We start from the raw sequence: 13,712 nt of genomic DNA, 5'->3' as shown, positions 1-13,712 counted from the left end.
ACAGCAGCGTCTTCTCAGCCTGAGAGAGCTGGAAGCCCAAGTGCCCCTTGTCGCTCACTTGAGCTTGTCCAGTTCGCCCTGGACCGCCTCGAGGAGCTCCTTCCAGGACACCTCGAACTTGTCCACGCCCTCGTCCTCCAGCACCTGGACCACGTCGTCGTAGGAGACGCCGGCCGCGGCCAGGTCGTCGAGCACCTTGTGGGCGTCGGCGTAGTGCGCCCGGATCGAGTCCTCGACCGGCTTGCCGTGGTCGGCCTCGGCGTCCAGGGTCGCCTCCGGCATGGTGTTCACCACGCCGCGGGTGATCAGGTCGTCGACGTACATGGTGTCCACGTACGCCGGGTCCTTCACGCCGGTGGAGGCCCACAGCGGACGCTGGGCCTTGGCGCCGGCGGCCTCGAGGGCCTTCCAGCGGTCCGAGGAGAAGACCTCCTCGTAGGCCTCGAAGGCCAGGCGGGCGTTGGCCACGCCGGCCTTGCCCTTGAGCTCCGTCTTGCCGAGCTTCTCCAGGCGCTTGTCGATCTCGGTGTCGACGCGGCTGACGAAGAACGACGCGACCGAGGCGATCTTGGCCAGGTCGTGGCCGTTCGCCTTGGCCTGCTCGATACCGGCCAGGAAGGCGTCCATCACCGCGCGGTAGCGCTCCAGCGAGAAGATCAGCGTCACGTTCACGCTGATGCCGGCGCCCAGCACCGCGGTGATCGCCGGCAGGCCCTCGCGGGTGGCCGGGATCTTGATGAACAGGTTCTCCCGGTCCACCAGCCACCACAGCTGCTTGGCCTCGGCCACGGTCGGCGCCGTGGAGTGCGCCAGGCGCGGGTCGACCTCGATCGAGACCCGGCCGTCCTGGCGGTCGGAGGCGTCGTACGCCGGGCGCAGGACGTCGGCCGCCGCGCGCACGTCGGCGGTGGTGATCATGCGGATGGCCTCGTCGACCGTCACCCCGCGGACCGCGAGGTCCGTGAGCTGCTCGGTGTAGACCTCGGAGCCGACGATGGCCTTCTGGAAGATCGTCGGGTTGGTGGTCACGCCGACCACGTTCTTCTGCGCCATCAGGTCGGCCAGGTTGCCGGTCTGCAGACGCTTGCGGGACAGGTCGTCCAGCCAGATCGCCACACCGGCGCCGGACAGCTTGTCCAGGTTCTCGTTCGTCATCTCGTCATCTCCCTCTTCACTTAAAAATCAAGCGCCGGCGGCGGCCAGGGATTCCCGGGCCGCGGCCTCGACGGCCTCGGCCGTGATGCCGAACTCGCGGTACAGGATCTTGTAGTCCGCCGAGGCGCCGAAGTGCTCCAGCGAGACACTGCGGCCGGCGTCCCCCACGTACTGCTTCCAGCCCGCGCCGACCCCGGCCTCCACCGAGACGCGCGCCTTGACGGCGGCCGGCAGGACCGACTCCTTGTACTCGGCGTCCTGCTCCTCAAACCACTCGGTGGACGGCATCGAGACCACGCGGGTCGGGATGCCGTCGGCCTCCAGCGCCTCGCGGGCCTGGATCGCCAGCTGCACCTCGGAGCCGGTGCCGATGAGGATCACCTTCGGCGCGCCGCCGGTGGCCTCGGCCAGGACGTAGCCGCCCTTGGCGGTGCCCTCGACCGCGTCCAGCGAGGAGTTCAGCACCTCGTGGTCGAAGGTCGGGATGCCCTGGCGGGTCAGCGCGATGCCGACCGGGCCGTGGTCGTCGGGGCCGGTGTGCTTCTCCATCAGGGCCTTCCAGGCGCCGACGGTCTCGTTCGCGTCGCCCGGGCGGACCACGGTCATGCCCGGGATCAGGCGCAGCGCGGCGACGTGCTCCACCGGCTGGTGCGTCGGGCCGTCCTCGCCCAGGCCGATCGAGTCGTGCGTCCAGACGTAGGTGACCGGCAGCTTCATCAGCGCGGCCAGGCGCACGGCCGGGCGCATGTAGTCGGAGAACACCAGGAAGGTGCCGCCGAACGGCAGGGTGTTGCCGTGCGCCGCGATGCCGTTGAGGATCGAGCCCATCGCGTGCTCGCGGATGCCGAAGTGCAGGATGCGGCCGTAGGGGCTGGAGGCCCCGAACTCGGTCTCGCCGTAGACCGCCGGCAGGAACGACTTGCCGCCCTTGATGGTGGTCAGGTTGGACTCGGCCAGGTCGGCCGAGCCGCCCCACAGCTCCGGCACCGACTCGGCGATCGCCTGGATGACGGCCTCGGAGGCCTTGCGGGTCGGCACGTCCTTGCCCGGCTCGAAGGTCGGGAGCTTGGAGGCCCAGCCGGCCGGCAGCTCGCGCTTGGCGATCCGGTCGAACTCCCCGGCGCGCTCGGGGTTCTTGGTGCGCCAGGCCGCGTACTCGGCGTCCCAGGCGGAGTGCGCGGCCGCGCCGCGGGCGCCGACCTGCCGGGCGTGCGCCAGGATGTCCGCGGGCACGTCGAAGTGCTTGTCCGGGTCCATGCCCAGGATCTTCTTGGTGGCCGCGACCTCGGCCTCGCCGAGGGCCGCGCCGTGCGCCTTGCCGGTGTTCTGCAGGTTCGGGGCCGGCCAGCCGATGATGGTGCGCAGCCGGATGATCGAGGGGCGCTCGGTCTCGGCCTCGGCCGCCAGCAGTGCCTCGTGCAGGGCCTGGACGTCCTCGTGGTACTCCCCGCCGGCCAGCCAGTCCACGTGCTGCACGTGCCAGCCGTAGGCCTCGTAGCGGTGCAGCACGTCCTCGCCGAAGGCCACCTTGGTGTCGCCCTCAATGGAGATGTGGTTGTCGTCGTAGACCACGACGAGGTTGCCCAGCTTCTGGTGGCCGGCGATCGAGGAGGACTCCGAGGTGACGCCCTCCTCCAGGTCGCCGTCGGAGGCGAAGACATAGACCTTGTGGTCGAACGGGGACTCCCCGGCCGGGGCGTCCGGGTCGAACAGGCCGCGCTCGTAGCGGGCCGCCATCGCCATGCCGACCGCGTTGGACAGACCCTGGCCCAGCGGGCCGGTGGTGACCTCGATGCCCTTGGTGTGGCCGTACTCCGGGTGGCCCGGGGTCAGCGAGCCCCACTGGCGGAAGTGGCGCAGGTCGTCCAGCTCGAGACCGAGGCCGGAGTAGTACAGCTGGATGTACTGGGTCAGCGAGGAGTGTCCGCAGGACAGGACGAAACGGTCCCGGCCGACCCAATGGGGGTCGGCCGGGTCGAAGCGAAGGTGCCGCTGGAAGAGCAGGTAGGCCGCCGGGGCCAGGGACATCGCGGTCCCGGGGTGGCCGTTACCGGTGTTCTGGACCGCGTCCATGGCCAGGGCTCGGACGGTGTCCACAGCGCGCTTGTCCAAGTCGGTCCACTCGAACGGGGTTGCGGTGCTTGCGGTGCTCACCGGAAGCGCTCCTTCGCAGTTCACGCGCCGAGGACCCACGCTCGGGTACAGCTGGTGGGACCCCTGCGCAACATGATTCAGATCTCGTTTCGCCAGCCTACTCGGACCTCAGGGGCATCGCGTTCCGAGTCAGCAGGTGGGACGCGTACGCGCGGGATAACCCTTGGTGAACAGGTGTGGTGCAGCGCTCGTATACATGCGGTGCGTATCTCCGCGGCGACTCAAAGCGCGATAAGCCGACCCGCCGCATGAGCGCGCGGGGCGACGGTTTAAAGTTGCGTGTTGTCCGAATCAGGCATCCATGGAGGACGGGCTTTTGACCACGGTCGAGACTCCCCCGACCACGGCTCCGTCCCGGGCCGCCGTTCCTTCAGCCGTTGAGGCGGCGGCGGCAGAACGTGGCGGACACGCTGTGGCGGTGGTCAAGGCGTACGTCGCCCTGACCAAACCCCGCATCATCGAGCTGCTGCTCGTCACCACGATCCCGGTGATGTTCCTGGCGCTGCGCCACGTGCCGCCGCTGTGGCCGGTCATCGCGGTGACCATCGGCGGCTACCTGTCGGCGGGCAGCGCCAACGCGCTGAACTGCTACGTGGACCGCGACATCGACGCCGAGATGCGCCGCACCCGGCGCCGTCCGGTGCCGGCCGCCTCGGTGAGCCCGCACAGCGCACTGGTGTTCGGGCTCGTGCTCGGGGTGGTCTCCACCCTGTGGCTGGGCCTGGCGGTGAACTGGCTGTCCTCGGGCCTGGCGCTCGCGGCGAACGCCTTCTACGTGCTCGTCTACACGATGGTGCTCAAGCGGCGCACGCCGCAGAACATCGTCTGGGGCGGAGCGGCCGGCTGCTTCCCGGCGCTGATCGGCTGGACCGCGGCGACGGACCACCTGGCGTGGGCGCCGGTCGTGCTTTTCATGGTCGTGTTCCTGTGGACGCCGCCGCACTTCTGGGCCCTGGCCATCCGCTACCGCGAGGACTACGCGGCCGCGAACGTGCCGATGCTCCCGGTGGTGGCCCCGGCCCGCGAGGTGACCAAGCAGATCGTCTGGTACTCCTACGCGACCGTGGCCTGCTCGCTGCTGCTGTGGCCGATCGGGCACACCGGCCTGGTCTACCCGATCGCCGCCGCCGTGCTCGGCGTGGTCTTCCTGGTCGAGGCGCACCGGCTGGACCTGCGGGCGCGCTCGGGCAAGGACGGGGTGGAGCTGCAGCCGATGCGGCTGTTCCACTTCTCGAACATGTATCTGGCGCTGCTGTTCGTGGCCGCCGCGGTGAGCCCTCTCGTCCACTGAGCCTTAGCGCGGCGGACTCCGTCGTCCACTAGCCTTTCCAGGGTGTACCGGCTCACCAACACCACCCAGCACTACGCGTGGGGTTCGCCCAGCGCCATCAGCGACCTGCTAGGCCGCGCGCCCTCCGGGCAGCCCGAGGCCGAGCTGTGGATGGGCGCGCACCCGACCGCGCCCTCCCGCATCGACGGCGGCGAGGCGACGCTGCTCGACTTCGTCTCGGCAGACCCGGTGGGGATGCTCGGACCCCAGGTCGCCGCCCGGTTCAAGAACCGGCTGCCGTTCCTGCTCAAGGTGCTGTCGGCGGCCAAGGCGCTGTCCATCCAGACGCATCCGACGCGGGCCCAGGCCGAGGCCGGGTTCGCCGCCGAGCAGGAGCGCGGCCTGGCCGCCGGCGACCCGAACCGCAACTACGCGGACGACTGGCCCAAGCCGGAGATCCTGATGGCGCTCACCGACTTCGAGGCGCTGGCCGGATGCCGCAGCGCCGAGGACGCCGAGCAGGTGCTCGCCACGCTGGTGGAGTTCGGCGCCGAGGCGCTGGACCCGGTCCGGGCCGGGCTCGCGGACAAGCCGGAGCCGGCCACCGTGGCCGCGGCGATCGGGCGGCTGCTGGAGTGGCCGGCGGGCACCCGCGGGCAACTGGTGGCCGACGTCGTCGAGGCCTGTCGCGCCGGGGCGGACAAGGGCGGGGAGCTCGCCGAGGACTTCGCGGCCGTCCTGCGCGTCGCCGAGGACTTCCCCGGCGACATCGGCCTGGTGGCGATGCTGCTGATGAAGCGGGTCGTGCTCAAGCCGGGCGAGGCGATCTTCCTGGAGGCCGGCGGGCTGCACGCCTACCTGCGCGGCACCGGGGTCGAGCTGCTCGCCAACTCCGACAACGTGCTGCGCGCGGGCCTGACGCCCAAGCACATCGACGTCGCCGAGCTCTTGCGGGTCATGGACGCCTCGGTCCCGGTCCCGGTGCGGCACGGCACCGCCATCGGCACCGGCGTCGTGGAGTTCGACACCCCGGCCCCGGAGTTCCGCCTGTACCACGCCAGCCTGGACACCGGCACCACGCTGCGCGTGGAGGTGCCCGGCACCGGACCGCGGATCGTGCTGGCGCTGTCCGGTGAGGTCGAGCTGCGGGGGACCCGCGGCACGGTGACGCTGACGCAGGGCGAGTCCTGCTTCGTCCCGGCGCGCGAGGGCCGGGTCGAGGCGTCCGGGATCGCCGACCTGGTGGTGGCCGCCCCCGGGGTCTGAGCGGAGAAGTTTGCCGGCCCGAGCAACCTGGCGCCCGGGCCGACCCCTCTAGGACCGGTGACAGAAGATCGAGCCGGCCGGAGGGGACAGCGCATGGCGCGGGGAGACAAGGCGGCCGTCGAGGACGAACTCGAGGAGTTCGTCCAGGGGCGGTACCTGGCGTTGCGCCGAACGGCGTACCTGTTGTGCGGGGACTGGCACCGCGCCGAGGACCTCGTGCAGGTCACGCTGGTCAAGGTCGTGGTGGCCGCCCGGCGCGGCCGCGTGGAGAGCCTGGACGCCTACTCCCGGCAGGTCCTGCTGCGGCTGTTCCTGGACGAGAACCGCCGGCTGTGGCGGCGCCGGGAGCGGTCGTGGGCCGAGCCGGTGGAGGTGGCCGACAGCGGGAGCGGGGACAGTGACCTCAAGCTCACTGTGCTCTCCGCTCTGCGCGGGCTTCCGCCCCGGCAGCGGGCGACGGTGGTGCTCCGCTACTGGGAGGACCGCAGCGTCGAGGAGACCGCGGACCTGCTCGGAGTCTCGACGGGCACGGTGAAGAGCCAGAGCGCGCGGGCGCTCGCCGCGCTGCGGACGGTGCTCCAGGACGACCGGCTCGGACTCGGCATCGGCTCGGAAGGGGCCATGGCATGAATGAGTACGAGATCAGAGACCTGCTGGGGCAGGGGATCGGGGAGGAGCCGCCGGTCGTCGGCGGGCCGGCGGCGGTGTTCGCCGGGGCGCGGGCGCGGGTGGTGCGCACGCGCGCGGTCACCGGCGCGCTGAGCGTGGTGGCGGTGCTGGGGGTGACCGCCGGGGCGGTGGCGTTCAGCGGCGGGGCGGGCAGGCCGGAGAAGGCGTCCGTGGGGGCTGCGGGGGCGACGTCGCCGTCGACGTCGGCGACGCCCGGGCTGAGTGCGCGGCCGCCGTCCACGACACCTCCTCCCACCACGACGGCACCTCCGAACACGACGACGCCGACTCCGTTGTCACAGCTGGAGGATCCCGGCCTGACCATCCACCGGGTGCCCGCGCCGCAGCCCGGAGCCGGCCGGGTGCTCATCGACGGCCGCTCGACCGCCGCGATCGTCAAGCTGCTGCTTCCCTCGGGCCTGGTCACCGCGAACTACGGTGGCCAGGACAGCTACCGCCCCACGCAGCTGGGGGTGGAGACGATCGGGTACATGTCCGTGGACGACGGGAGCGGGAAGCTCACCGCGCTGAGTGCGCATGTCGCGCAAAACAGTCCGGGCATAACGAAAGTCACGGACTGCACGACGGAGCAGGAATTGAACCCCGGCCAGGTCAGCGACTGCGAGGCTGTCGTCGAGCCGGATGGCAGCGTCGTGCTGTCCTATCGGCAGAGTGGCGATGGCCGGGGCGTGGACTCGGCCACAGCGGGCGCTTACGTCAACGAAGCGACGCGGGTGTTCCAGAACGGCACCGTGCTCTCCATCAACGCGACCAACTTCTACAGCCCGCCGAATCAGCCGCTCCACCCCGTCACCCCGTCGCGCAAGGACTCGCTGCTCTCGATCGACCAGCTCGTGGCAATGGTGATGGACGCGCAGTGGGGGTTGACCGTCCCGGCGCAGGTGGCCCAGCAGGCGAAGCAGAGTCTGGTTCCCTACATCGACAACACCCAGCACTGACACCGCATGAGCGTGCCCGGCCCGCGAGCATCGGGCCGGGCACGCCTGTGTTTGTATCAGACCGCCGCGGCGAAGGCCTTCCGCTCCCGCATCGCCAGCAGCACCCGCCACGTCGCGGCCCACACGATGGCCGCGCCGAACATGTGGATCCCGACCAGCAGGACCGGCAGGTGGGTGAAGTACTGCACGTAGCCGATCACGCCCTGCGCCATCAGCAGCAGGAACAGGTCGCGCACCGTGTTCAGGATCCGGGGCGCGGCCCCGGTGGCCTTCAGCGCGAACCACAGCGCCACGGTCAGGCCGACGACCAGGAACACCAGGTCGGCGTGCAGCTGGGTGGCGTTGGCCGGGCTGAGCGGGAAGCGCTTGTGGCCCGGGTCGCCGGCCTTGGCGCCGGAGTGCGGACCGCTGCCGGTGACGATCGTGCCGGCGATCAGGAGCGCGCCGACGCCGGCGGTGAGGACGTAGCCGAGGGTGCGCAGGACCGGCTGGACGGTCGGGGTGGGGGCGGCGTCGTTGGGCTCGCGGCTGCGGACCCACAGGACGTACGACAGCGCGACCATGCCCATGGACACCAGCATGTGCAGGGAGACCCAGATCGGGGCCAGGTGGGTGCGCACCGAGATGCCGCCGATGACCGCCTGGACCACGACGCCGACGAACAGCGTCCAGGACAGCTTGTTCAGCACCGCGCGGCGCGGGTGCCAGCGCATGCACGCGATGATCGCCGCGCCGACGACCACCGAGACCGCGAAGGTGAGCATGCGGTTGGTGAACTCCACGACGCCGTACGCGCCGAGCCGGCTGGTCGGGACCAGGCTGCCGTCGGTGCAGGTGGGCCAGGTCGGGCAGCCCAGGCCGGAGTCGGTGAGGCGGACCGCGCCGCCGGTGACGATGACGCCGATGTTGGCGACGAAGGCGGCGAAGCAGGTCCAGGTGAGGATCGCCGGGGTGGTGCGCCAGGTGAGGATGCGGGAGACGAGGCCGGTGGCCGCGGGGCGCGCACTGGTGGGCGTGGGCCCGGCCTGAGCGGGCACCTTCGCCCCGTCCGCCGGGGCCGCCGCCTGCTCGCTGGCCGGGGCGTCCCCGGCGGTCTGCGTCATCGTCCTGCTACTCCCATTTGAAGGTCCGGGCGGCCACCGCGATCGCGGCGACGGCCCAGGCGGCGAGGATACCGACGTTCGCCCAGGGCAGCGTGGCGCCGTGCTGGAGCACGTCGCGCAGGCCGTTGGTGAGGGCGCTGATCGGGAGGGCGTCCAGTACGTGGCGCACGCCCGAGGGGAACTTGGACAGCGGGATGATCACGCCGCCGCCGGCCAGCAGCAGCAGGAACACGAAGTTCGCCAGGCCCAGGGTGGCCTCGGCGCGCAGCGTGCCGGCCATGAGCATGGCCAGGCCCGCGAAGGTGGCGGTGGCCAGGACGATCAGCACGGCCACGGCCAGCGGGTCGCCGTGCGGCTTCCAGCCCATCGCCAGGGCGATCGCCGACAGCAGCGCGATCTGGATCACCTCGACGCACAGCACGCACAGCGCCTTGGCCACGATCAGGCCCCAGCGCGGCAGCGGCGTGGCCCCCATGCGCTTGAGCACGCCGTAGCGGCGCTCGAAGCCGGTGGCGATGGCCAGGCCGGTGAACGCCGTGGACAGCACCGCGGCACCGAACAGGCCCGGGGCGTAGAAGTCGATGCGCTTGCCGGGGCCGGAGGTGGCGACCAGCGACTCGCCGGAGAACAGGACCATCATCAGCGCCGGGACCACTATGGTCAGCAGCAGCTGCTCGGGGTTGCGGAGCATCAGGCGGACCTCGTGCGCGGCCTGCGCGAGGATCATGCGGGAGGCCGGGGCCGCGCCGGGCTTCGGGGTGAAGCTCAGGGACGCGGGGCGGCGGGCGGCGTTCACGGAGCCCGTGTCGGCGGTGTCGTCGGCGGAGGCGGTCGTGGTCAACGGAGGTCCCGTCCGGTGAGATCGAGGAAGGCATCTTCGAGGGTACGGCGTCCCACGCTCAGCCCCTGCGGCATCACGTCCTTGGCGGCACACCACGCGGTCACCTTGGCCAGGGCGTCCGGAGTGATGTCGCCGGCCACCGTGTAGGCGCCCGGCGGCTGCTCGACGGCGGTCAGGCCGGCCGGCAGCGTGGCCAGCAGCCCGGCCAGGTCCAGGCCGGGCGGCGCGGTGAAGCGGATCGCGGTCTCGGCGGTGCCGTCGGCCGCCGCCAGGGCAGCCGGGGTGTCGTGCGCGATCACCTTGCCGGAGTCGACGATCGCCACGGTGTCGGCCAGCCGCTCGGCCTCGTCCAGCAGGTGGGTGGTGAGCACCACGGTGACGCCGTCGGCCCGCAGCTGCTCGATCAGCTCCCAGGTGGCGTGCCGGGCCTGCACGTCCAGGCCGGCGGTGGGCTCGTCCAGGAACACCAGCTCCGGCCGCCCGACCACGGCCAGCGCCAGCGAGAGCCGCTGCTGCTGCCCGCCGGACAGCCGCCGGAACGTGGTCCGGCCGGCCGAGCCCAGGCCCAGGCGCTCGATCAGCGCGTCGGTGTCCAGGGGGTTCGCGTAGAGCTTGGCGGTGTGCTTGAGCATCTCCACCGCGCGCACGCTGGGGTAGATGCCGCCGGACTGCAGCATCACGCCGATCCGCGGCCGCAGCTGCTCACCCTGGGCGACCGGGTCCAGCCCGAGCACGCGGACGGTGCCGCCGTCGGGCCGGCGGTACCCCTCGCAGCACTCGATGGTCGAGGTCTTGCCGGCCCCGTTCGGGCCGAGCACGGCGGTGATGGTCCCGGTCTGCACGCGCAGGTCCAGGCCGTCCACCGCGGTCTTGGCGCCGTACCTCTTGACCAGGCCGGTCACTTCTACGGCTGCTTGTCCCATAGCGGAGATTCTACGAAGCCAACCTGTAGTGCTCCCTGCCGGGTCTTGCTGTTATATGCGCCACACCCTCTCAGGAGGGTGTTCGGCAGCCGGCTCAGTAGCCGGGCCGCTTGATCGGGTTGGATGTCGGCAGGTCCAGCTCCACGACCTCGAACTCCTCCAGGGCGATCAGCTGGACACCCTCCTTCATCTGCTCGAACGCCGCCCTCCGGATCGCGGCCTGCGGGCCGCGCGAGGCCGCCAGCGCGTCCATGTCCTGGAAGATCACGCTCACCCCGGCCATGCCGAGGTTCCGCTCCAGGAGCAGGCTGGCGCCCTGGAAGCCGTCGAGCTCCTGCAACCGTGGCAGGCCGACCTCCTTGAAGGCCTGGACGAGGCGGTCGGCGTGGTCCGGGGCGAAGGCCATCCGCTGGAGCCGGAAGCCGCCGCTGGTCGCCGCGGCGGGCCGGGTGAAGGCCGCCGCCTCCAGGTTCATGGTGGTGATCGTCGAGACGAACCGCGCCAGCATCTCGGTGCGCCGGTCGCGCAGGTTCTCGTCGCTGTCCTTCAGCGCCTGCTCGGTCTCCCACCAGGAGCCGGTGAGGATCTTGCCCAGGGTCCGGTCGGCGAAGACGCCGATCCCGTCGAACCCGGGCTGTTCGGCCATCATCCCGGGGACCGACTTGGCGATCACGTCCAGGGCCGGGCCGACGTCCGCCGGATCGGTGGTGATGTAGAGGCTGCGGACGAACATGATCGTCCTCCCATCCGCGTGTTCTCCCTCCAGGCCAGTGCAGGCGGGGCGGCGGGGCAAGCGGGGTGGGCTGTTCGTGGGAGGTGACGGTCGGTTACTGAACCGGTTCACCTGATTCGCTGAACCGGTTCATGCCCCGCGGTCGCTGTAAGGGGCGCGGGTGCTCTCGCGCACCGTGAGCCGGGGCGTGGCGCTCTGCACGTCGCGCCCCGATCCCGGCTCGTCGATCGCGGCCAGCAGCATCGCCGCGACCTGGCCGCCGAGGGCGAAGGTGTCGCGGCTCAGCGCGGTGATCGCCGGGTGCACGATCCGGGTGAGCAGCGAGTCCTCGAAGGAGACCACCGACAGCCCGGCCGGCACCGCCACCCCCATCTCCGCGGCCACCGCGAGCCCGGCGACCGCCATCACGTCCGAGTCGAAGATCAGCGCGCTGGGCCGGTTCGGGCTGCTCAGCAGCGCGCGGGTGGCCGAGGCGCCCTGGGCGTCGCTGAAGTCGGTGGGGACCGAGACCGCGTCCACCAGGTGCAGGCGACGGGCCGCGTCCTTCAGCGCCCGGATGCGGCGCCGGGTGTGGTGGAAGGCCTCGTCGCCGGCGACGTGCGCGATCCGGCAGTGGCCGAGCGCGGCCAGGTAGTCCACCAGCGACAGCATCGCCTCGCGGTCGTCGGCCCAGACGCTGGGCAGCGTGCCGTGCCCGCCCGGCCCGCCGATCACCACCGCCGGGACGCCCAGGCCCTCCAGGACCGGCACGCGCTTGTCCCGGTGCTGCAGGTCGACCAGGACGAAGCCGTCCACATGCCGCTCGGAGGTCCAGCGCCGGTAGACCTCGATCTCGGCCGCGGTGTCCTCGACGATCATCAGGTGCAGGGCCACCGAGCGGGCCGAGAGCCCGGCCTGCAGACCGGCCAGCAGCAGGCCGAAGAACGGCTCGGCGCCGATGGTCTGCGCCGGGCGCGCGACCACCAGGCCGACGGCGTCGGCGCGGGCGCCGCCCAGAGCGCGCGCCGCCTTGTGTGGCCGCCAGTTCATCTCCGAGGCGACGCGCAGGATCCGCTCCCGGGTGGCGGGGCTTACGCCAGGGCGGTCGTTCAGCGCGAACGACACGGCGCTCTTGGACACCCCGGCACTGCGGGCGATGTCGTCGATCGTGGGCCTGGTCACGAATCGGTATCCCTTCCCCGGTGGGGGTCGTCTCGCCCCTTGACACCCCGGATGACGCAGAGCATAGTCCCATTTCACTAGAGCGGTTTAGTAAAACTCTCGTGAACGAGAGAGCACTCCCCGAACGCACCTCCACCACGAACCCCCTCACACGGAAAGCCGGGAGTCATGACCATGCGCAGGATCACAGCGGTATCCGCCATAGCCGTCACCGCGACGCTGCTGGCGGGCTGCGGCGTCGGGAGCAAGTCCTCCTCCACGGACGCGAACAAGACGGTCTCCACGACCGCGGCGCTGTCCGGCTCGATCACCTTCCAGACCTGGTCGCTGAAGAACGACAAGTTCACGCCGTACTTCACCAAGCTGATCGCCGACTTCAAGGCCGCGCACCCGGGCACGGACATCAACTGGATCGACCAGCCCGGCGACGGCTACCCGACCAAGGTGGCCAGCCAGGTCTCCACCGGCAGCCTGCCCGACGTGATCAACCTGCCGCCGGACATCGCGCACGCCGTGGCCAAGACCGGCAACCTGCTGGACCTGAAGCAGAACGACGCGAGCCTGACGACGGACTACGTCAAGAGCGGCCTGAGCGCGTACAACTACCAGGACATCTCCGGCGGCTCCCAGGACTTCGGCTTCCCCTGGTACCTCGGCACCGACGTGAGCTACTGGAACAAGACGATGATGGCCAAGGACGGCCTGGACGCGTCCAACCCGCCGAAGACCTTCGACGACCTGGTCGCCCAGGCCAAGACCATGCACGACAAGTCCGGCGGCAAGGACTACCTGATGTCCCGCGCCCCGGGCCTGTCGGACATCGCGAACACCGGCACCAAGCTGCTGTCCGACGACGGCACGAAGTTCGCCTTCAACACCGCGCCGGCCGAGGCGATGCTGGACAAGTACACCGCCGCCTACAAGGCCGGGTACCTCCCCTCGAACGTGCTGGACAACAGCTACGAGGGCAACTCCACGCTGTTCAGCAAGCAGCAGGTGGCCTGGACCACCGGCGGCGGCAACCTGATCACCAGCCTCCAGCAGGACAACCCGACCCTGGCCCCGAACGTGGTCCCGTCCCCGGCGCTGGACACCGCGCCGCTGTACGTGCAGGGCCTGTCGGTCGCCAGCAAGAGCAAGAACCTGCCGCTGGCGCTGGCCTTCGCCGAGTTCGTGACGAACAACGAGAACCAGACCGCGTTCATCAAGCTGGCCCCGGGCTTCCTGCCGGGCTCGGCCGCCTCGGCGAACGACCCGCAGTACAGCAAGAGCGACGGCACCTCGCAGGGCGACGCCGCGGTGATCGCGTACAAGGACATGCAGACCGCGGTGAACTTCACCCCGCCGATCTGGACCGACGCGATGAACACGATCCTGAACCAGGAGATCGCCAAGGCGATGACCGGCAAGGAGACCTCCAAGCAGGCCCTGGACAACACCGTCAACCAGGCGAACGCGCTGCTCACGCAGTGATGTGT

Annotated in this window: 12 protein-coding genes; 5 read left to right on the top strand and 7 right to left on the bottom strand. The window is 70.9% G+C overall.

Features of this window, described 5'->3' with window-relative positions:
• Positions 1 to 54: 54 nt before the first annotated feature.
• Together tal and tkt are read right to left on the bottom strand one after the other, a co-directional pair.
• Positions 55 to 1,155, bottom strand: a complete 1,101-nt coding sequence (tal, locus tag ABH926_RS40985) for a transaldolase (protein ID WP_370371690.1) — start codon at positions 1,153 to 1,155, stop codon at positions 55 to 57.
• Positions 1,156 to 1,182: 27 nt separating this feature from the next.
• Positions 1,183 to 3,309 (bottom strand): transketolase, encoded by a 2,127-nt coding sequence (gene tkt, locus ABH926_RS40980; protein ID WP_370371688.1) that lies wholly within the window; start codon positions 3,307 to 3,309, stop codon positions 1,183 to 1,185.
• 301 nt (positions 3,310 to 3,610) lie between these two features.
• Between tkt and ABH926_RS40975 the strand changes: the two genes are divergently transcribed.
• The 4 genes from ABH926_RS40975 to ABH926_RS40960 all read left to right on the top strand — a co-directional run bounded on the left by ABH926_RS40975 (position 3,611) and on the right by ABH926_RS40960 (position 7,473).
• On the top strand, positions 3,611 to 4,600 hold the full coding sequence (locus ABH926_RS40975; RefSeq protein WP_370371687.1) for a heme o synthase: 990 nt from the start codon (positions 3,611 to 3,613) through the stop codon (positions 4,598 to 4,600).
• A gap of 42 nt (positions 4,601 to 4,642) precedes the next feature.
• Positions 4,643 to 5,845: a mannose-6-phosphate isomerase, class I gene (gene manA / locus ABH926_RS40970; protein WP_370371685.1), complete on the top strand. Its 1,203-nt coding sequence runs from the start codon at positions 4,643 to 4,645 to the stop codon at positions 5,843 to 5,845.
• A 93-nt stretch (positions 5,846 to 5,938) separates the two neighbouring features.
• Entirely contained in the window at positions 5,939 to 6,475 is a 537-nt protein-coding gene (locus tag ABH926_RS40965; protein ID WP_370371683.1) for a SigE family RNA polymerase sigma factor, read from the top strand.
• Positions 6,472 to 7,473 (top strand): hypothetical protein, encoded by a 1,002-nt coding sequence (locus tag ABH926_RS40960; protein ID WP_370371682.1) that lies wholly within the window; start codon positions 6,472 to 6,474, stop codon positions 7,471 to 7,473. Before ABH926_RS40965 ends, ABH926_RS40960 begins: the two co-directional genes overlap by 4 nt.
• A gap of 56 nt (positions 7,474 to 7,529) precedes the next feature.
• Here ABH926_RS40960 and ABH926_RS40955 read toward each other — a convergent pair whose 3' ends face one another.
• The 5 genes from ABH926_RS40955 to ABH926_RS40935 all read right to left on the bottom strand — a co-directional run bounded on the left by ABH926_RS40955 (position 7,530) and on the right by ABH926_RS40935 (position 12,234).
• Positions 7,530 to 8,576 carry a heme A synthase gene (locus ABH926_RS40955; RefSeq protein ID WP_370371681.1) on the bottom strand — a complete coding sequence of 349 codons (1,047 nt, stop codon included), beginning with the start codon at positions 8,574 to 8,576 and terminating at the stop codon, positions 7,530 to 7,532.
• A gap of 7 nt (positions 8,577 to 8,583) precedes the next feature.
• Positions 8,584 to 9,303 carry an ABC transporter permease gene (locus tag ABH926_RS40950; protein WP_370371811.1) on the bottom strand — a complete coding sequence of 240 codons (720 nt, stop codon included), beginning with the start codon at positions 9,301 to 9,303 and terminating at the stop codon, positions 8,584 to 8,586.
• A 110-nt stretch (positions 9,304 to 9,413) separates the two neighbouring features.
• Positions 9,414 to 10,340, bottom strand: a complete 927-nt coding sequence (locus ABH926_RS40945) for an ABC transporter ATP-binding protein (protein WP_370371679.1) — start codon at positions 10,338 to 10,340, stop codon at positions 9,414 to 9,416.
• A 94-nt stretch (positions 10,341 to 10,434) separates the two neighbouring features.
• The gene (locus ABH926_RS40940) at positions 10,435 to 11,073 is read right to left on the bottom strand and encodes a hypothetical protein (protein WP_370371677.1); all 639 of its coding nucleotides are present in this window, start codon (positions 11,071 to 11,073) and stop codon (positions 10,435 to 10,437) included.
• A gap of 129 nt (positions 11,074 to 11,202) precedes the next feature.
• Positions 11,203 to 12,234 carry a LacI family DNA-binding transcriptional regulator gene (locus ABH926_RS40935; protein ID WP_370371675.1) on the bottom strand — a complete coding sequence of 344 codons (1,032 nt, stop codon included), beginning with the start codon at positions 12,232 to 12,234 and terminating at the stop codon, positions 11,203 to 11,205.
• A gap of 174 nt (positions 12,235 to 12,408) precedes the next feature.
• Between ABH926_RS40935 and ABH926_RS40930 the strand changes: the two genes are divergently transcribed.
• Entirely contained in the window at positions 12,409 to 13,707 is a 1,299-nt protein-coding gene (locus ABH926_RS40930; protein WP_370371673.1) for an ABC transporter substrate-binding protein, read from the top strand.
• The last annotated feature ends 5 nt before the right edge of the window (positions 13,708 to 13,712 follow it).

It is taken from the genome of Catenulispora sp. GP43 (assembly GCF_041260665.1).
GTDB lineage: Bacteria > Actinomycetota > Actinomycetes > Streptomycetales > Catenulisporaceae > Catenulispora.
This window is presented reverse-complemented; position numbering and strand designations above follow the sequence as displayed.

Excerpts from the sequence above, each read along its gene's own strand:
- ABH926_RS40955 (WP_370371681.1), bottom strand. The coding sequence starts at position 8,576 with ATGACGCAGACCGCCGGGGACGCCCCGGCCAGCGAGCAGGCGGCGGCC.
- ABH926_RS40930 (WP_370371673.1), top strand. The coding sequence starts at position 12,409 with ATGCGCAGGATCACAGCGGTATCCGCCATAGCCGTCACCGCGACGCTG.
- ABH926_RS40950 (WP_370371811.1), bottom strand. The coding sequence starts at position 9,303 with ATGATCCTCGCGCAGGCCGCGCACGAGGTCCGCCTGATGCTCCGCAAC.
- ABH926_RS40945 (WP_370371679.1), bottom strand. The coding sequence starts at position 10,340 with ATGGGACAAGCAGCCGTAGAAGTGACCGGCCTGGTCAAGAGGTACGGC.
- ABH926_RS40960 (WP_370371682.1), top strand. The coding sequence starts at position 6,472 with ATGAATGAGTACGAGATCAGAGACCTGCTGGGGCAGGGGATCGGGGAG.
- ABH926_RS40965 (WP_370371683.1), top strand. The coding sequence starts at position 5,939 with ATGGCGCGGGGAGACAAGGCGGCCGTCGAGGACGAACTCGAGGAGTTC.
- ABH926_RS40940 (WP_370371677.1), bottom strand. The coding sequence starts at position 11,073 with ATGTTCGTCCGCAGCCTCTACATCACCACCGATCCGGCGGACGTCGGC.
- tal (WP_370371690.1), bottom strand. The coding sequence starts at position 1,155 with ATGACGAACGAGAACCTGGACAAGCTGTCCGGCGCCGGTGTGGCGATC.
- ABH926_RS40975 (WP_370371687.1), top strand. The coding sequence starts at position 3,611 with ATGGAGGACGGGCTTTTGACCACGGTCGAGACTCCCCCGACCACGGCT.